This is a genomic window from Duganella sp. Leaf126, from assembly GCF_001423125.1.
GTDB lineage: Bacteria > Pseudomonadota > Gammaproteobacteria > Burkholderiales > Burkholderiaceae_D > Rugamonas.
This window is the reverse complement of sequence record NZ_LMNW01000002.1, coordinates 44,211-62,438: the sequence shown is the minus strand read 5'-3', so window position 1 is coordinate 62,438 and position 18,228 is coordinate 44,211. Positions and strand designations below refer to the sequence as shown.

At 64.1% G+C, this 18,228-nt stretch carries 15 protein-coding genes; 5 read left to right on the top strand and 10 right to left on the bottom strand.

What is annotated here, in order from left to right:
* Nucleotides 1-231 precede the first annotated feature (231 nt).
* A complete protein-coding gene (locus tag ASF61_RS03870; protein WP_056151359.1) occupies nt 232-540 on the top strand; it encodes a hypothetical protein in 309 nt (102 codons plus the stop codon).
* A 228-nt stretch (nt 541-768) separates the two neighbouring features.
* Here ASF61_RS03870 and ASF61_RS03865 read toward each other — a convergent pair whose 3' ends face one another.
* From ASF61_RS03865 to ASF61_RS03845, 5 genes are read right to left on the bottom strand one after another with little or no spacing between them, the layout of a single operon-like run.
* On the bottom strand, nt 769-1,635 hold the full coding sequence (locus ASF61_RS03865) for a glycosyltransferase (RefSeq protein ID WP_056151356.1): 867 nt from the start codon (nt 1,633-1,635) through the stop codon (nt 769-771).
* A gap of 12 nt (nt 1,636-1,647) precedes the next feature.
* Complete coding sequence (locus ASF61_RS03860) at nt 1,648-2,649, bottom strand: glycosyltransferase (RefSeq protein ID WP_056151355.1); 1,002 nt, start codon at nt 2,647-2,649, stop codon at nt 1,648-1,650.
* Entirely contained in the window at nt 2,646-4,133 is a 1,488-nt protein-coding gene (locus ASF61_RS03855) for an MOP flippase family protein (protein ID WP_156369445.1), read from the bottom strand. Before ASF61_RS03855 ends, ASF61_RS03860 begins: the two co-directional genes overlap by 4 nt.
* A 25-nt stretch (nt 4,134-4,158) precedes the next feature.
* Nucleotides 4,159-5,070 carry a glycosyltransferase family 2 protein gene (locus tag ASF61_RS03850; protein WP_156369444.1) on the bottom strand — a complete coding sequence of 304 codons (912 nt, stop codon included), beginning with the start codon at nt 5,068-5,070 and terminating at the stop codon, nt 4,159-4,161.
* A 12-nt stretch (nt 5,071-5,082) separates the two neighbouring features.
* Entirely contained in the window at nt 5,083-6,456 is a 1,374-nt protein-coding gene (locus ASF61_RS03845; protein ID WP_056151350.1) for a UDP-glucose/GDP-mannose dehydrogenase family protein, read from the bottom strand.
* A gap of 326 nt (nt 6,457-6,782) precedes the next feature.
* Here ASF61_RS03845 and ASF61_RS03840 point away from each other — a divergent pair, with 326 nt between their 5' ends.
* The 4 genes from ASF61_RS03840 to ASF61_RS03825 all read left to right on the top strand — a co-directional run bounded on the left by ASF61_RS03840 (nt 6,783) and on the right by ASF61_RS03825 (nt 11,862).
* Complete coding sequence (locus tag ASF61_RS03840; RefSeq protein ID WP_056151348.1) at nt 6,783-7,856, top strand: glycosyltransferase; 1,074 nt, start codon at nt 6,783-6,785, stop codon at nt 7,854-7,856.
* A gap of 96 nt (nt 7,857-7,952) precedes the next feature.
* Nucleotides 7,953-9,368: an O-antigen ligase gene (locus tag ASF61_RS03835; RefSeq protein ID WP_229205701.1), complete on the top strand. Its 1,416-nt coding sequence runs from the start codon at nt 7,953-7,955 to the stop codon at nt 9,366-9,368.
* Nucleotides 9,369-9,388: 20 nt separating this feature from the next.
* A complete protein-coding gene (locus tag ASF61_RS03830; protein ID WP_082491188.1) occupies nt 9,389-10,645 on the top strand; it encodes an acyltransferase in 1,257 nt (418 codons plus the stop codon).
* Nucleotides 10,645-11,862 (top strand): glycosyltransferase family 4 protein, encoded by a 1,218-nt coding sequence (locus ASF61_RS03825; RefSeq protein WP_056151344.1) that lies wholly within the window; start codon nt 10,645-10,647, stop codon nt 11,860-11,862. The genes ASF61_RS03830 and ASF61_RS03825 overlap by 1 nt, the downstream gene beginning before the upstream one ends.
* A 66-nt stretch (nt 11,863-11,928) precedes the next feature.
* Here the strand turns inward: ASF61_RS03825 and galE are convergent, their stop codons facing one another.
* From galE to ASF61_RS03800, 5 genes are all read right to left on the bottom strand, one after another.
* Nucleotides 11,929-12,930, bottom strand: coding sequence for a UDP-glucose 4-epimerase GalE (galE, locus tag ASF61_RS03820; RefSeq protein WP_056151342.1), 1,002 nt, complete (start codon nt 12,928-12,930; stop codon nt 11,929-11,931).
* A 23-nt stretch (nt 12,931-12,953) separates the two neighbouring features.
* On the bottom strand, nt 12,954-14,141 hold the full coding sequence (locus ASF61_RS03815) for a glycosyltransferase family 2 protein (RefSeq protein ID WP_056151340.1): 1,188 nt from the start codon (nt 14,139-14,141) through the stop codon (nt 12,954-12,956).
* The gene (locus ASF61_RS03810) at nt 14,138-14,659 is read right to left on the bottom strand and encodes a serine acetyltransferase (protein ID WP_056151337.1); all 522 of its coding nucleotides are present in this window, start codon (nt 14,657-14,659) and stop codon (nt 14,138-14,140) included. Before ASF61_RS03810 ends, ASF61_RS03815 begins: the two co-directional genes overlap by 4 nt.
* A 27-nt stretch (nt 14,660-14,686) precedes the next feature.
* Nucleotides 14,687-16,069, bottom strand: coding sequence for an Atrophin-1 multi-domain protein (locus ASF61_RS03805; protein ID WP_156369443.1), 1,383 nt, complete (start codon nt 16,067-16,069; stop codon nt 14,687-14,689).
* 182 nt (nt 16,070-16,251) lie between these two features.
* Nucleotides 16,252-17,814 (bottom strand): hypothetical protein, encoded by a 1,563-nt coding sequence (locus ASF61_RS03800; protein ID WP_056151333.1) that lies wholly within the window; start codon nt 17,812-17,814, stop codon nt 16,252-16,254.
* Nucleotides 17,815-18,228: the final 414 nt, after the last annotated feature.

Genomic DNA, 18,228 nt, shown 5'->3' with positions numbered 1-18,228 from the left:
TCGAGTTGGTCGTACCTGCACCAGTATGCGCCTGGGCAACCTACCTGCTTAAGGTTAAAGCGTCGTCGTTTCAAAAATGGATGATAAGGATCAAACCCACTTTAGCCGACCGTATAGCAGAGCGCTTAATATCTCAGGAAAAATTTCGTCAGGTTGAACGTTTTTAAAATCTGGTTTAGGGCGACAACTATCGGCCAGAAGCGGACTCTTTAAACGATTGAGCCTACTCCAATGCTGAAACGCTATCTTCCGATGTTCCTATGTCTTTTTGCTGCTCACGCTATAGCGAGCGACGATCGGCTGGCCAGTCTAAAAGCCGGGCAACGTGGGGATATCAAGAAATTGATCGACCGTCTCGCGGGCTGCACTCATTGGAGCAGTGAAGAGCCGTACGATGCTCAGCGCAAGGTTGAAATTTCGTCGGCTATGAAAGATCTGCGATGTGACAGGCTCGAAAAGGACGAGGCGGCAGCGCAGAAGCGCTACGCTAAACGGCCCAAGGTATTGAAGGTGTTGCAGCGGGCGAAAGAACAAAGCTGATTACGAATTCCCGCCCGACATCAGCAGGTCCGTTTCGGGGCGAAAGCCGACAGTCGTAGGTTCCGAACAAGCCCGAGCTTGTCTCAATCTTTATTGCTACGAACCGCGAACTTGGCGGCGGTTCGACTAGCGTACCTATCAGATTTTATTTGCATCCGGCAGCGTGTTGAACGAATCGCCTCACGGCAGAGGCGATGTCAAACCTTATCGTTCATCTATCGCTGCCGGTCAGGCCAGCGTGCCCGCCATGGTCGGCTTGAACTGGCGCCGGCGCAACTGGCGCAGCGCGTGGCGGCGCGTGGCCGGGGTGCCGGCCATCACCATCAGGTCGCCCAGGCTCAGGCGGATCTGTGGATACGCGCCCAGCGAATTGAGCAGGCCGGGCAGGGCGCGACCGCCCTGGCCGTGCTTGGCGTAGAACAGCTTGGCCGCCTGGATGATGCGGTCGCCCGATTTCAGGGTGATGCGCTCGAACTCGTGCGACACATCCATCAGGTAGCTGTTGGCGCCGATGTTGTGGGCCGGGCCGCCGTGCTGGACCAGGCGTACCCACATTTCCCAGTCCTGCCAGGCCGGCATGGCCGCGTCGAAACCGCCGGCAGCGCGCATGCGTGCCGGTGTGGTAAACACTTGGTTGCCGATCAGGTTTTCACCGAGCATTTCCTCGTAGCCGGCCACCGGCGCCGCGTTGGCCAGCGTCACCGCGCCGCCCTGATCGACGATGCGGCGGTCGAACAGGCAGGAGAAACGTTCGCCGGCCGCCTCGCGCGTGCGCCAGGCGGCAATAAAGCGCTCGAGGCGGTGCGGCATGAACATGTCGTCGTCATCGAGACCGGTGATGAATTCACCTTGGGCAATGTCGAGCGCCTGGTTGCGTGCAGCGCAGGCGCCGACCGAGGTGTCGTTGTGGATCAGCTTGACGTTCGCATGTTGCTGCAGGCTGCGCACGTAGTCGCAGGTGCCGTCGGTCGAGCCGTCCGAGACGATGATCAGTTCGATCGCGCCGTGGGTCTGCCCCAGCACCGACTGCACCGCGCGGCGCAGCAGCGACAGGCGGTTCTTGGTCGGAATATAGACGGTTACTAAGGAAGTCATGGGAAAGCCGTTTCAGGATTTGGAAGGGGACGCACCGGGCGCCAGGCGACGGCGCACGGCGCCCAGCACCCGCCGGCCCAGGCGTGCAGCCACGCGCGGAGCGCGGGCAGCGAAGTAGCCAAGACCGACAGGCCCGGCCACCACGGCCGGTAACAGGTGGCGGTTGTCGGCCACCATGCCGGCAATGGCGTCGAACGACTCGGCATCGTAGAGCGCGCGCAGCCGGGGCGCCGACGTGCGCAGCAGCGCGTCGGCTTCGTTGAAGGCGCTGATGCGTTCGTTGATGTAGCGGGCGTCCTTGGCCGAATTGGTCAGCGAGCCGGCGCGCAGGGTCTGCGTGTACAGCAGCTCCGGCAACGCCACCACGCAGCGTGCGTGCAGCATGGTGCTGAGCGTAAACAGATGGTCTTCGTGGGCGCCGCGGCGCGTGAAACTGGCGCCGGCCGCCTGCAGCAGGTCACGCCGCGCAACGAAGGTCCATACCGCTGCCGTGTGCATGTGCTGGCGCAGATTGTATTCGAGCAGGTCGGCGCCATGGTCGAACACCTGCACGCGATCGTACTCGAGCTTGCGGCCGAGGCGGCGCATGCCGCCCGGTTCGACCACCGAGATCTCGGACGAGAAGAACAGCAAATCGAGCGCCGGGTACTGTGCCAGCGTGCGGCGGAAGACCTGCACGAAGGTCGGCTGCATGATGTCGTCGCTGTCGCAGAAATACACGAAGCGCCCGCGCGCCAGCGACAGGCCCAGCTCGCGCGCCTTGGCGGCGCCGGCATTGGGGGTGACGGTGAGGGCGATCTGGCCGGGTCCGGTATAGCCGACCTGGAAGGCGCGCACGGTGTCGGCGGTGCCGTCGCGCGAGCCATCGTCGATCAGCACCAGTTCGCAGTCGTCGGCCATTTGCGCGGTGACGCGCTGCAGCAGCGGCAACATGGCCGCGCCGACGTTGTAGCAGGGGACGACGATCGACAGCAGCGGGGCAGTGTCGCTGGTCTGAGGAGTCAGCTCGCTCATTTTGCCCGCCGCATCAACAGGGTTTCCAGCTTGGGGCTGACGTTGCGGCTGGCCAGGGCGACGAAGTCGCGCACCACGGCAAACGGTGAGAACACCAGCCCCAGCATGTAGGCCACCACGCCGGCGCCGACCACCAGCGCCAGGTTGACGCTCGGGTGGGTGCTCGGCGGGTAGAGCGTGATCAGGCCGGACACCACGAGGATCGGCAGCGCCTGCGCCAGCGGGATCAGCACGGCCTTGATGTACGCCGTGCCCAGTCCCTGCAGGCAGGCGCGCACCAGCACGAAATAACCGAGCACGGTATTGCCGATCTGGATGATCAGGAAGCTGCAGACGATGCCGGTAATGCCATACCTGGTGCCCAGCACATAGGCCAGCACCACGCCGGTGACCAGCTTGACGATGCCCATGCGCACGTTCAGATACATCTTGGCTTTGACCAGCAGCAGCGAGATCACCGGCACGTCGAGGCTGCGGAACATGCCCACCAGGCACAGGATCTTGACCAGGTTGTCGATGAACTGCCATTCGGCGTTGAAGAAGGTGGCCACGATCGAGGAACTGGCCACGAACATGCCGACCAGCAGCGGGAAGTTGACCAGCGAGCCGTAGGTGGTCACCAGCAGGAAGTTGGTGGCCAGGCGGCTGTCGTCGTTCTGGATCTTGGCGAACGCGGGGAACAGCGCCTGCGTCAGCACCGGTTTCAGGCGCTCGATCAGCATGATGCTGATGCTGTTGGCGATGTTGTAACCGCCGATAGCGGACAGGCTGACCAGGCGCGCCATCAGCGCCGGATAGGTGTTGATGCTGACCACGTTGATCATCGAATCGCTGACCAGCTGCAGCGAGTAGCGGATATGCGGCTTGGCTGCCGGCCAGCTGAACTGCAGCGAGAACTTGCGCTCACGCAGGCTGTAGATGAAGAAGATGGCAGCGTTGACGGCGCCGCTGACGAAGAAGGCGACCGATGCGGCCCATGCCTTCTTGTACAGCAGCGCCAGGCCGACCACCACCACGAAGTTGGTCAGCAGCGTGATGATGGTGACGATGGCGATGAAATTGAAGCGCATGTCGCGCGCCATGATGGCGCGCTGTTGCTGGCCGAACGGCGCCAGCAGGAACAGAAACGACATGATGCGGATCTGGAATTCCAGTTCCGACGACTTGAAGAACGTGGCGATCAGCGGGCTGCTGAAAAACACGATCAGGAACGTCGTCACGCCGAGGCCCACGTTGATCGCGTACAGCGACGACAGCTCGATCTCGGTGATTTCCTGGCGCCGGATGATGGCGTTGGAGATGCCGAAATCGATGAAGATGTTAAAGAAGGTCACCACCATCAGCGCGACGCTGATGATGCCGTACTGTTGAGGCGCGAGGATGTGCGACAGGGCCCACAGCTGGACGATGCCAACCACGGTGCCGAGGGCAGTAGCGAGGAAGTTCCACTTCACCGCCTGCATCGTCTTGTTTTTTAATTCCACTGTATCGCCGAAAGAGGTAATTGAATTAGAGGGCAGTGGCTTTGCCGGCGGCGCTTGCCGGTACGCCGAAGAAACCGTAGGCGCCGATCATGGCGCCGATCTGCGTGTCGTTGGCCTTGCCAACCAGGTTGTTCTGCCACAGGGCGGCTTCCTGCGAGCCTTCCCAGCAATACAGCTGGTTGACGTCGGGCACGCGCTTCGAACGCGCGCCGTTGCTGCGCGCCATCCAGTAGAACCAGATGTCGTCGCCGTTCGGGCACAGCCGGCTAAACGCCGCCACATCGAGCACCTCGGGACCGAACACGCCGGGCGGATACAGCACGCCGCCAATGCCGGTGGGGAAGTGCGTCACGTCGGCGCGCGTATCGTGGACGTCGTGTTCCCAGTCGGAGTAGGGCAGCGGCAGGCCGGCAGCGTCGAGCCGGATGCGGTGCATGCGGTGGCATACCACTTCCAGCCGGCCCGGCGTGCGGGCGTCGGCCAGCTGTTGCAGCCAGTCGCGCCAGTAATACACGTCGTCGTCGGCCGTGACGATGGCGCGCCGCTCACCCTGCTGCAGCAGCGGGATCATTTTCTTGTAGGAGCGCGTATCGTCGCACGCTTCGATTTCGAGGCCTGCTGCGCGCAGCGCGGTGACGGCGGGCGGCAGCTTGTCCATGTCGGCGCGGGCAATCCACAGCACCACCCGCGCCGGCGCCAGCGACTGCGACAGCAGCGACTTGAGCGTCAGGTGCAGGGTGGCAAAGCGCGGTGGATACGAGGTCAGCGATACCACGATGCCGGCGTCGGCAACGGCGCCAGCGCTGCCGCCGGCCTGGCGGCGGGCGCCGTAATGGCGCCCGTACGCCAGCCAGTCGCGCTCGAGCACGACGAAGCGGCGCAGGTTCGCGGCGCGCTCGCGCAGGCGCCGCGTCTTGTGCTTCAACCAGCTAGTCATCGATGCCGGTCCTCAGGCGACTTGCTTGCCGGCGCGTCCGATTGCGTGGTATTCGACGCCTTCCTTGCGCATCGTGGCAGGCTCGAACAGGTTGCGGCCGTCGAAGATCAGCGGTTCCGACAGCGCGGCTTTCAGGGCGCCGAAGTCCGGGCTCTTGAAGGCTTTCCACTCGGTCATGATGATCAGCGCATCGGCGCCGGTGACGGCGTTCATCGGCGCGTCGCTATACGACAGGCCGCGCTGCTCGGCCGGCAGGTCGGCCAGGTCGAGTTCGAAGGCGTGGCGCGCCTCGTCCATCGAGACCGGATCGAAGGCGACAACCTTGGCGCCGCGCTTGAGCAGTTCCTTGACCATCACGCGGCTCGGGGCTGCGCGCATGTCGTCGGTGTTCGGCTTGAAGGCCAGGCCCCACATGGCAAAGGTCTTGCCGCTCAGGTCTTCGCCCAGGCGGCCGGTGATTTTGCTCAGCAGAACCTGCTTCTGCTTGTCGTTGACCGACTCGACCGCGTGCAGGATTTCCAGGTGCTGGCCGAACTCGCCGGCGCTGCGCACCAGCGCCTGCACGTCTTTCGGGAAGCACGAACCGCCGTAGCCGGTGCCGGCGTACAGGAAGGAGAAGCCGATGCGCGGGTCGGAACCGATGCCTTTGCGGACGTGTTCGATATCGACGCCGAGCTTGTCGGCCAGGTTGGCCAGTTCGTTCATGAACGAGATACGGGTGGCCAGCATGGCGTTGGCGGCGTACTTGGTGAACTCGGCCGAGCGCACGTCCATGTACAGGATCCGTTCGTGGTTGCGGTTCAGCGGGGCATACAGTTCGCGCATCTTGTCGCGCGCCTGCTGGCCGGCAGCGTCGGCGTCGGCGCCGATCACGATGCGGTCCGGACGCATGAAATCGTCGACTGCCGCGCCTTCCTTGAGGAACTCGGGGTTCGAGACCACGGTGACGCCGACGTCGACGCCGCGCGCAGCGAGTTCTTCGGCGATGGCGGCCCGTACTTTTTCGCCGGTGCCGACCGGCACCGTCGACTTGTCGACCACGACCTTGAAGTCGGTCATGTGGCGGCCGATGTTGCGGGCGGCAGCGACCACGTACTGCAGGTCGGCCGAGCCGTCTTCGTCGGGCGGAGTGCCGACCGCGATGAACTGGATGTCGCCGTGCGCCACGCTGGCGGCCACGTCGGTGGAGAAGGTCAGGCGACCGGCAGCGCGGTTGCGCTCGATGATTTCTTTCAGGCCCGGTTCGTAGATCGGCACACCGCCGTTGTTGAGGATGTCGATCTTGCGTGGATCGACGTCCAGGCAAAACACCGAGTTACCCAATTCAGCCAGGCAGGCGCCCGTTACCAGGCCCACATAGCCCGAACCAATCACCGTAATTTTCATTCGCGTTCCTTGTTGTTTTTACTGTTTGCGCGCCGCCGGAAAGTGCACGGCGCAATATCGTTTCGTTATCGTCTGATGCCATCTCATGCTATGCTACGCTGCAGCATTTGTTGGGAATTTTACACGCTATCGTCGTTTGTATCGGTTTATTTTGAATCGTAGCGTGCGACCGGTGCGCGATGGCTGCCAATCTTGCCGTTCCGTTACAGCTCCTTGCCATTATTGCATGCTAGAATGCCGGGCGGTCAGCCGTGCTCGGGTTATCTGCATGTTGCTGTAAAGTAGTGTTTAGTAGTATCTATTAACGTGTGTGCAGGAGTGTTAAGTTGGCAAAGATCGATGTCTTGTTGCCTGTGAAAAATGGCGTGGAATTCCTCGCGGAATCCCTCGACAGCGTGCAGGCGCAGACCTTCCGGGATTGGCGCTTGCTCGTGCTCGATCACGGTTCCACCGATGGCAGCCTGGAGATGGCTGCCGCGTATGCGGCGCGCGACCCGCGTATCGAAGTCCATCCGTTCCCCGAGGCGAAAGGGCTGTCCGGGCTGCTCAATTGCGGCCTCGATGCAGCCAATGCCGAGTTCGTCATGCGCCACGACGCCGATGACATCTGCCTGCCGGACCGCATGGCCGTTACGCTGGCGGCCTTCGAAGCCGATCCTGACTGCGTGGCGATCGGCGGCCAGGCCGAAGTGATGGACGGCGCCGGCAACAAGATCGGCGTGATGTCGGTGCCCGTGGGGCGCGCCCGCGTCACCGCTGCCAGCCTGTTCCGCAACCCGGTAGCCCATCCGACCGCCATGCTGCGCCTGGGCGCGCTGCGTGCGCTCGGGGCCCGCTACGGCAACGATTTCCTGCAAGCCCTGCCGCAGGCGCAGAGCATGGAAGTGAGCCACCTGGCGGAAGATTATTTCCTGTTTGGCCAGCTGGCCGTTCTGGGCAAATGCAACAATGTGCCGCAGCAGCTGCTGCGCTATCGCTGGCACGGCAACAACGTCAGCGCCGTCAAATTCATGGATCAGACCGCGTTGTCGCTGGCCATTTCGCGCTTCCTGGCGCGCTCGTTCTGTGCCCGCCACCAGCTGCCGGCGTTCGATCCTGCGCCCTTCGTCAACCACGGCGGCCTGCTGCTCGAGGTCGAGGGACAGGGCAATCTGGACGCCGCTTTTGACCGGATGGCGGCCGTGCTGCAGCGCGGCATGGGGGGCTCGCCGGGGCTCGTGCGCGAGCTCGATTACCGGCGTGTACTGGCCAGCCGTAATCCGCTGGCCCTGGTGTGGCGCTACTACCGTTTCAGCCGTGTCCACGCCGCCGAAACGGGGGAGTGGAATGCCGTGCGGTCGTGGCTGGTGCGGGCGCTGCCGGGCAAGCGCCGCATGCGGGTCGCGGCCCAGCCGGCGTAAAGTGATGGCTTTTTGTTTGAATCTCGCGGTCAGCAGACGCGTTCACGAATAACTGGATATAGGTGTCATATGGTTGCGTTGCTGAAAAAGCCCGCGTTGCAGTCCTTGAAAATGCCGGACGTGGTCCGGCACCCGTTCCGCCTGGCCTATGTCATGGTGGCGCTGGCCTTGTGCGTGGCCCTGGTGCTGGGCGCCGCCACGCCCGTGCTGGTCGACCTGATGAACGGCAGCATCGCCAAGGTGATGGCGCTGCCGGCCGCCATGCTGTTCGGGCTGTTGCTGATCTATGACCGCAAGCTGACCCTGCTCCTGATCGTGGCGCTGCGCGCCGGCGCCGACAATGTGCTCGAACTCACGCGCTTTTCGCTGGGCGGCTACATGGTCGGGATCGGCGGCGTGATCAACGCCATCGTGATCCTGCTGGCCATTCTGCTGATCTTCGAACGTCCGAAGGTGATGCCGCGTCCGGCCTACATGGCCTGGGTGCCGTTCCTGCTGATCACGGCCGTCGGCGTCGTGCATTCGCCGTTCGTCGGCGAATCGGTGCGGCTGTTCCTGCAGCAGCTGTCGTATTTTTCCCTGTTCATCGGCGGCTATTACTGCGTGCGCGACCAGGTCGATTTCCGCTTCTGCCTGAAGCTGATGGTGTGGTCGTCGCTGATTCCGGTGCTGTACGCGTTTGTCGACATCGCCCTGCATTTCAACGGCGAGTTCCGCCTGCGCAGTACCTTTGCCCACCCGAACATCATGGCGTTTTACCTCACCGTGATCATCACGGTGGCGTTCTACCTGCTCAAGACCATGCCGACCAAGAACACGCTCGGCACCCGTACCGTGCTGGTCGGCTACCTGCTGCTGATGCTGCTGATGCTGTTGCTGACCAAGACCCGCAGCGCCTGGGGCGCGACCGCGACCGGCTTTGCCGTGTACGCGCTGCTGTTCGACCGCCGCTTCCTGGCCTATATGCTGGTGATGGGCGTGATCGCGCTGTTCATCCCGGGCGTCGGCGACCGCATCCTGGACCTGGGGCAGGGCAACGAGGTGGCCACCTACGCCACCCTCAATTCCTTTGCCTGGCGCGTGTACCTGTGGGAGTCCGGCCTGTCCTGGATGTCGCCGATGAATTACCTGTGGGGCCAGGGCCTGCAGACCTTCTACGAAAATTCGATCAACTTCTTCCCGCTGGCCGGCAACATCAAGTGGGGCGCGCACAGCGTGTACGTGCAGCTGCTGTTCGAGCTGGGCGCCATCGGCCTGCTGGCCTTCCTGTGGCAGTCGTTGAGCCTGGTGAAGCAGTTGTGGGCGTTGGTCAGGATCGACAAGCTGGCGGCTTTTTCGCTGATTGTCATCATTGCCAACTTCCTCATCTGTTCAGTCAGTGACAATATGTTTTATTATCTGTCCTACAACTGGTATCTGTGGTTCGTGATCGGCGCCGGTTGCGCACTGGGGCGCAGCGTCGTGCTGGCGCAGCCGAAAAAGGCAGCCGTGCCCCCCGGTACTGAACATTGACCCTGAGACCCGAGCCTGCCATGCACACTGCATCCCCATCGTCGTCCGAGCATCCCGTTGCCGCCGGTCACGGCGCTCACCTGTCCGTGCTCGATGGCTGGCGCGGGCTCAGCATTCTGATGGTGCTGGCGGCGCACCTGCTGCCGCTGGGGCCGCATCATTTCCTGTTCAATCACAGCGCCGGCGTGTTCGGCATGGTGATCTTCTTCATCCTGTCCGGTTTCCTGATCACGTCCTTCCTGGTGCGCGACCAGCGCATCGGCGGTTTCCTGGTCAAGCGCTTCTGTCGCGTGCTGCCGCTGGCTTGGCTGTACATGGTGATCGCGCTGCTGCTGTCGCTGGCGCCGCTGTCGCGCTGGGCCAGCCACCTGCTGTTCTACGCCAACCTGCCGCTCGAAAATGCCATGCCGAACGACCTGGTGCCGATGACCGAGCACCTGTGGAGCTTGTGCATGGAACTGCAGTTCTACGTCGGTGTGGCGCTGCTGGTGGCGGTGCTGCGCGGGCGCGGCTTGCTGCTGCTGCCGTTCCTCGGCCTGGCGTTTACCGCCTTGCGCTGGCACGACAGCGTGATCGCGTCCAGCGTCAGCTACTACCGCATCGATGAAATCCTGGCCGGTTGTACGCTGGCCCTGATTTTCCACGGCAAGTTCGGCGAACGGGCGCGCGAGTGCCTGCGCCTGATTCCGCTGTGGCCGATTGCCCTGCTGCTGGTGTTTTCCTGCATGCCGCAGGGCGAATGGCTCAATTATCTGCGGCCCTACCTGGCCTTGCTGCTGGTGGGCGGCACGCTGATGCAGCCCACGGCGACCATGGTGCTGGGCCTGCACAACCGGGCCCTGGTGTTTGTGGCCGGCATTTCGTACGCGCTCTACGTGATCCATCCGATGCTCACCTTTACCTGGCTGGGCAGTGGCGACGTGATCGTCAAGTACCTGAAGCGGCCGCTGTTCTTTGCCGTGCTGTTCGTGCTCGCCTACGGCTCGACCCGCTATTACGAGAGCTGGTTCATGAAGCGCGGCAAGCGCTGGGCCGACACCGTCAATGGCTGGTTCACGCCGCGCCCCGCGCCCGTGCTGAGTGTTGCCATCACCGCCGACGTGGTGGCCGAGGCCGCACCGGATGAGGTGCAGCTCGAGCCGGTCAGTGTCGATGTCGAAGCCGAACTCGAGGCGGACGCCAGCGCCGAAAAGGAACCCGGCGCCGGCGCCGCCTACATCGGCCAGCGCGAACCAACAAGCATCTTGCTGTCCCCTAAAGTCGAACTGAACACTTAATGAAAATAGCTTACCTCGTCAATCAGTACCCCAAAGTCAGCCATAGTTTCATCCGCCGTGAAATCCTGGCGCTCGAACGCCAGGGTTTCGATGTCCAGCGCTTTGCGCTGCGCGGCTGGGCCGACCAGCTGGTCGATGCCGAAGACTTGCGCGAGCGCGAAAAAACCCGCTACCTGCTGCGCGATGGCGCGCCGGCCCTGGCCAAGTCCCTGCTCGGTGAGCTGGTGCGCGCACCGGGCCATTTTTTCAGCGCCGCCCGCCTGGCCGTGCGCATGGCGCGCCGCGCCGACCGGCCGCTGCCGCTGCACCTGATCTACCTGGCCGAAGCCTGCCGCATGGTGGGCTGGATGCGCGCATCGGGCGTGCGTCACCTGCATGCGCATTTCGGCACCAACCCGGCCGAAGTGGCCATGCTGGCGCGCGAACTGGGCGGCCCGGCCTACAGTTTCACGGTGCACGGACCCGAGGAATTCGACAAGCCCGAGTTCTTGCACATCAAGGAAAAGATCGCCCGGTCGGCCTTCGTGGTGGCGATCAGCAGCTTTGGCCGCAGCCAGCTGTTCCGCTGGATTCCGTACACCGACTGGCCGAAAGTGGAAATCGTCCATTGCGGCCTGGAGCCGGCGTTTCATGCCGGTGCGGCCGTGCCGCCGCCGGCCGCGCCGCGCCTGGTGTGCGTCGGTCGTCTGTGCGAACAGAAGGGCCAGCTGCTGCTGGTGCGCGCCGTGGCGCAGCTGGTCGCGCGCGGCGTGCCGGTCGAACTGGTGCTGGCCGGCGACGGCGAGATGCGCGGCGAGATCGAAACCCTGATCGCGCGCCACCAGCTGCAAAACGTGGTGCGCATCACGGGATGGATCAGCAGCGACCAGGTGCGCGAGGAAATCCTGGCCGCGCGCGCGCTGGCCTTGCCCAGCTTTGCCGAAGGTTTGCCGGTGGTGGTGATGGAATCGATGGCGCTGCGCCGCCCGGTGCTGACCACCTACGTGGCCGGCATCCCGGAGCTCGTGCATGACGGCGAGAATGGCTGGCTGATCCCGGCCGGCGATGTCGACGCCATCGCGGCCGGTTTCGAGCGCGTGCTGGCCACGCCGCTGGCGCAGATTGCCGAGATGGGCGAGCGCGCCCACCTGCGCGCGGTCGAACGCCATTCGATCGATACCGAGGCGGCCAAGCTGGCCGGGTTGATCAGGCGCGGCCAGGGTCAGGCTGCGGCCTGACGGCAGGTACCGCCGTAAAAAAAGCCGCTCGAGCTGTCGAGCGGCTTTTTTTATGCCGTGCGCCGGTCAGCGGACCAGGCGGCTCTGGTAGCGCCAGGTGTCGGCGCACATCTGCTCGATATTGCGCTGCGCCTTCCAGCCCAGTTCGCGTTCGGCCAGATCGGTGGCGGCGTAGCAGACCGCGATGTCGCCGGCGCGGCGCGGTTCGATCTTGTACGGGATGGTCTTGCCGCAGGCGCGCTCGAATGCGCGCAGCATGTCGAATACGCTGCTGGCGGCGCCGGTGCCGAGGTTGTAGGTCAGCACGCCTTGCGCCTCCGCGAGCTTGTTCAGCGCCTTGACGTGGCCGATGGCCAGGTCCACCACGTGGATGTAGTCGCGCATGCCGGTGCCGTCGGTGGTGGGGTAGTCGTTGCCGAACACGGACAGGCGCTCGCGCCGGCCCTCGGCGACCTGGGCGATGAACGGCATCAGGTTGTTCGGGATGCCGCGCGGATCTTCGCCGATCAAACCGCTTTCGTGGGCGCCCACCGGGTTGAAGTAGCGCAGCAGCGTGATGCCCCAGTCGGGCGCCGCCCTGGCGTGGTCGCGCAGGATGTTTTCCACCATCAGCTTGGAGCCGCCGTAGGGGTTGGTGGTGCGCAGCGGGAAGTCTTCGCGGATCGGCACCGTGTCCGGGTCGCCGTAGACGGTGGCCGACGAACTGAAGATGATTTTCTTGACGCCGTGGCGGGCCATGGTTTCGAGCAGCACGATGCTGCCGTAGACATTGACGTCGTAGTAGCGCAGTGGCTGCGCCACCGATTCGCCGACCGCCTTCAGGCCGGCGAAGTGGATCACCGCATCGATGTTGTTGGCAGCGAACACCTGTTCCATGGCCGCGCGGTCGCGGATGTCGGCCTCGACGAAGACCGGCGCCCGCCCAGCCAGCGTGGCCACGCGCTCGACCACATCGGCCGAGCTGTTGGAGAGATCGTCGACGATCACGATGTCGTGACCGGCCTGCAGCAGTTCGACGCAGGTGTGGGAGCCGATGTAGCCGGCGCCGCCGGTAATCAGAACCTTCATAAGAATTCCTCAGTAAAAAAAATTTATTCGCTATCGCGCTTTGAGCGCACCCATTCGACCTGGCGGTTGACCAGGAAGCCGATATACACGGGTACCTTCCAGAAAATATACAGCACGGCCATGGCCAGGTTGGCCGCGCTCAGGGTCTGGCGGCCGTAGCGCCACCAGGCCAGCAGCACCGCCACGCCCATCGCCACCGCGATCGCCAGCGCCAGTAGCAGCGGCGCCGTGGTGCCCGTGACGAGTGCGAATACGGCGCTGGCGCCGAACGCGGCGATCACGGCCAGCGACAGCAGCGCCAGCGGCGGCACGATCAGGTCGAGCGCCATGCCGACCATGGCCAAGCGCCCGCGTGCCAGGCCTTCGAGCAGGAAGCGCGGCGCTGCCGAGACGATCATGCTCAGGTGGCCGTGTTCCCAGCGGCGGCGCTGGCTCTGGGTGCCGGCGTCGCTGCTGGGGAAGGTGCTCGATACCAGCACGTAGGGGCAGAACAGCGGCGGCGTGCCGGCGCGGGTCAGGTCCATGCCCAGCTTCATGTCTTCGACGATATGGCCATTGGCCAGCGACGCGGTACTGATGACCGACCACGGGAAGGCCATGCCGCTGCCCATCAGCGGGCAGGGAATGCCCAGGCGCAGGAAGCCGAGCGGGCGCACCAGGTTTTTTACGGTCCAGGCGAATTCGGCGATCTTCTTCATCGGGCCGCTGCCGGCCGGCGAGCGCATCAGGTACAGCGCCTGTACCGGACGGCCGCTGGCCAGCGCGGTGCGCGCCAGGCGGTCGATGGCGCCCGGCTCGACCAGGCAGTCGGCATCGACGATCAGCATCACCTCGGGCGGGTCTTCGGCCAGGCAGCGCACGCCGAAGTCGAGCGCATAGCCCTTGCCGCGCTGTTCCGCGTGCTGGCGTTCGCGCACGTCGGCGCCGGCCGCGCGGGCCGCGCCAGCGGTGTTGTCCGAGCAGTTGTCGGCCACCACCAGCACGCGGTCGCCGTCCAGCATCTGCGGCAGCAGCGTGGCCAGCGTGGCGCCGATGCCGTCCTGTTCATTATGCGCCGGCACCAGTACCGCCACCCGCGGGCGGCGGCCGGTCATGGCCGGGCCGGCGCCGGCCGGTTTGACCGCCAGCAGCGACTGCACCAGCAGCACCAGCACGGGAATGGCCAGCAGCGCCAGCACGACGCATAGAATGATGCTCAGCGTGGTGATCATGCTGCCTCCCGTGCGGCAATGATGCGGGCCGGGGCGCCGACGGCGGTGGCGCCGTCCGGTACGTCACACAGCACCACCGACATGGCGCCGATGCGGGCGTTGTTACCGATCCTCACGCCGCCGATCACCTGCGCATAGGCGCCGAATTCGACATCGTCGCCGATCACCGGTGTCGGACCGCCGGCATGGCGGTTGCCGATGGTCACGCCCTGGCGCAAGGTGCAGCGCGCGCCGATTACGGTGTCCGGGTGGACGAAGATATTACCGAAGTGCCAGACGCGCAGGCCGGGGCCGATGGTCGCGCTCTTGGGCAGGCTGACGCCGGTCACGGTTTCGATCACGCGGAACAGGCCCCAGTAGATCGCCAGGCCCAGCTTGCGTCCGAGCCCGGGCGCGCGGCGGTCGAGCCGGCGGCCACGGCGGTAGAGCCACACGGCCCAGATCGATTGTTCCTTGAGGAAGGGGCGGCGCATGCCATAACGGTCCAGGTCGGCCGCCCAGTCTGCATCTTCAGCCATGGTGTCAGGTCTTTCTTATTGTAAGGATTAATCTTGCACGGCCAGCGTGGCGCGCACGGTGGCGTCGGTCTTGCCGCCGGCAGCGATCAGGTCGTAACGCGCCTTGCCCGACGGGCAGGGCAGGGTGGCGCTGGCGCCATCGGCCAGCGGACCGCTGTCGAACAGCTGCTGCGTCATGTCGGCGCTGCGTACCTGCAGCGCCAGCGTGGCGCCCCCGGTGGCCTGCACGCTGAAGCGGCATTGCGCGCCGTCGCGCGGCGCGGCCCAGCTGACACGGCCGATGTCGCGCAGCACCGAGCTGCGCGCCTTGCCGCCTGCCTCCAGCTTGAGGCGGTCGTCGATGGCGTCGTAGTCGCCGCCGTTGCCGCGCCACGGGCCGCGCAGCGACAGCAGGTTGGTCGGCTTTTCCATCTTCATCGGTTTGCCGTTGCCATCGAGCCAGCCGCCGGCCGACACCACCTGGCGCAGCCCGGCGCGGATGCGCTGCAGTTCGCGCGCCACGTCCTGGTTCCAGCCCTTGCCATGCAGGCTGAAGTCGCTGCCGTTTTCCACGTAGATGTAGAACGGCGTGCCCTCGTTGCGGTCGACCACGTAAGCGCCGTAGGTTTTCAGCGTCTCGGCCACCTTGCGCAGGCGCGCGTTGGCGATCTTGCCGGTGTCGTAGTCCGGCGGCAGCATCATCAGCGCGCCTTCCGGAATATTGCCGGTATTGCGCGAGGCGTCGATATCGGCGGCAGTGGCGGGGAAGATGTACGCGGGCGACTTCGACAAGCCGTTGAACGTGAGCGACATGGCCAGCGCGTGGCGGTAGACGGGCAGGCCATCATCGATTTCGTGCCGGCGTATGAGGCCGGCCGTGGACGGAATGCCGACCGCGCGCGTGCCCTGGTAAAAGTCGGCTGGATCGCCCCAGCCGCGGCCCTTGAGGCGGCTCCAGGCATAGCCGACCGCCGACCAGTGGTCGCCGCGCTGGCGCAGTTGCCAGAACGAGTGCAGCATGCCCGTTTCCGGCTCGGCGATGTCGGCGTGGCCGTCGCTGCCGCTGGCCGGCGTCAGGCCGGCCGGCCAGTGGGTGATGGTGATGGCGCGCTGCACGCCCTGGTTGTAATCCCAGACGTCGGGCTTGCCCTTGGCGCCCACCACCTGCTGCGAAGGCGACTCCTTGCCGCCCAGGAAGCTGATGGTCGAGAAGGCGCCGCCGCCGATGGCGGGGAAATAGCTGGACGTGGGAATCTCCGCGGTGCCGAATACGGGCGAGACGGGGCGTGCATTCCAGGGGGAATCGGCAGCGAACGGGTGTTCTGCGGTGCCGAATGCCGGCGGCCTGGCCGGGGTGGCGGCCGGCGGGGCTGCCAGTGAGGTGCCGGCCAGGCAGAGCAGGGCCAGCGAACTGAGCATGGAACGGGTCATGGAGCGCGGCAGCGCCGCAGCGGCGCATGCTATCTGATCATCAAGCGATGTATTTTAATTCACTTGCTTGGCGCACAGTTGGCTTTTTTGATGCACTGCAAAATGGCAGTGGCCGACACAAGGTCGGCCACTGACTCGGTTCTGGCGCGGAGGCGACTGCTGCCGCCCCGCAAGACTTGCTTTTACTTCACGCCGGTACGCGAACCGGTGTAGGTCGGCGACGACTGCAGCAGGGTCTTGAGGTTGGCAGCCTTGGCGGCGTTGGCTGCCACCGTCGAGGGCGCCAGTTCCACGGTCACCAGCTCGCCGCGGACGCTCGATGCCTGGTTCAGGCCGTTCGACGCGTAGAGCACGAACCAGGCGCCGGTTGGCCAGACGAAACGCTTGGTGTAGCCATTGGTCTGGGTGCCGGTGTCGAACACTACCGTGCCGCCCGAGTACAACATCATGCGCAGGGTGGCGCCGCCGGTACTGATGACCTTGAACTGCTGGGTGCTGCCGACGACCGGCGCGCCCCATTTGATCTTGCTTAGGCCGGTCGAATTACCGTTTTGCATGACGGTCTTGACCGACGAAGCAGGGAACACGATCGATTGCGACCAGGTGTCGTACGTGCCGGCCACGGTGCCCGAGTTCTTGGTCCATGGACCACGCATCGACAGCGCATTCATGTTCGGGGTGGTGGCATCGAAGGCCTTGCCGGTGCCGTCCTGCCAGCTTTGCGCGCCGACCACGCGGCGCAGGTTCTGGCGCATGCGGTCCAGTTCGGCGGCAACGGCGTTGTTCCAGCCATTGGCGTGCAGGCCGAGCGAGCTGCCGGTTTCCACGTAAATCACGAACGGCGTGCCGACGTTGCGGTCCACCACGTAGGCGCCGTAGGTCTTGAGCGTCTCGGCGACCTTGCGCAGTGCGGCATTGGCGATCTTCGACGTGTCGTAATCGGCAGGCAGCATCATCAGCGAACCTTGCGGAATCTTGCCGGTGTTGGTCTTGGCCGCATCGCTGTCGGACGAGGTGGCAGGGTAGACATAAGGCTCGGTGGCCGACAGCGCATTGTAGGTCAGCGACATGGCCAGGGCGTGGCGATACACGGGCAAGCCATCGTTGATTTCATGCGCGCGGATCAGACCGGCCGAAGCAGGCACGCCGGTGGCGCGGGCGCCCAGGTAGAAGTGGGCCGGGTCGCCCCAGCCGGTGCCGCTGGCTGGCGACCAGGCGTACAAACCGGCTTGCCATTTGCCGTTGACGTTTTTCAGCTTCCAGAACGAGTGGATGATGTTGGTCACCGGATCATAGATGTCGGCGTGGCCGTCGCTGCCGGTGGCAGGCATGGTGTTGGCAGGCCAGCGCGGCAGGGTCACCTCGGTGGACGCGCCCGCATCGGGGTTGTTGACCAGGTTGACACCGTTAGTGCCGTAAATTTTCATCGGCTGGTCGGTGTCCTTTGCCAGGAACAGGCCGGTCGAGTAGGCGCCTGCCGTGATATCGGGGTAGTAACTGGACGTGGGAATCGTGTACGAGGTGTCAAGCACCGGGTTTACCGGGCGCACATTCCACAGCGATTGCGCAGTGAACGGTGCAACATAAGTCGAGAACGTCGGCGCGACACTCATGCTGGGGGCGGGGGTGGTGCCGGTGGTCTGCGCCTGCACATTCAAGCTCAGGGCGCACGCGCTCAACACCGACCAGCCGATCACTTTGGTGAACTGGCGTGCGGACTCGGACAACGGTTTATCGAGAAACATGTGTAACTCCTGGAATTTGATTTCAAATGATTGTGCGGTAACGCAATCTGAAATTTATTATACACAAACCCTTGCCGTGTGGAATTTTTTTGTTTAATCGTGCGGCCCTCGTGCAACAGTTTTCAGCGTGTCTTGATAGACCACAGGAAAAGGGCGATTGCCGCGCGGTTGCAGGCTTTGCGACCGATCGGCACGCTTGGGTTTAACCAAAAAGCAAAGCACATGCCAGATAATTAATTCATGCAAGTTAATAAAGCCAATTACTATTATCTTTGAATGTCCTCCAATTATAAGATTTAATTGTTTTATAGAAATAACTTTCTGAATATAGATTATTGCCATCACCGATATTCAAATGCTACTTACTTTTTCGCTGCTGCCAGAGGGCGCACACTGTTGCTTTGAGGGAATGAG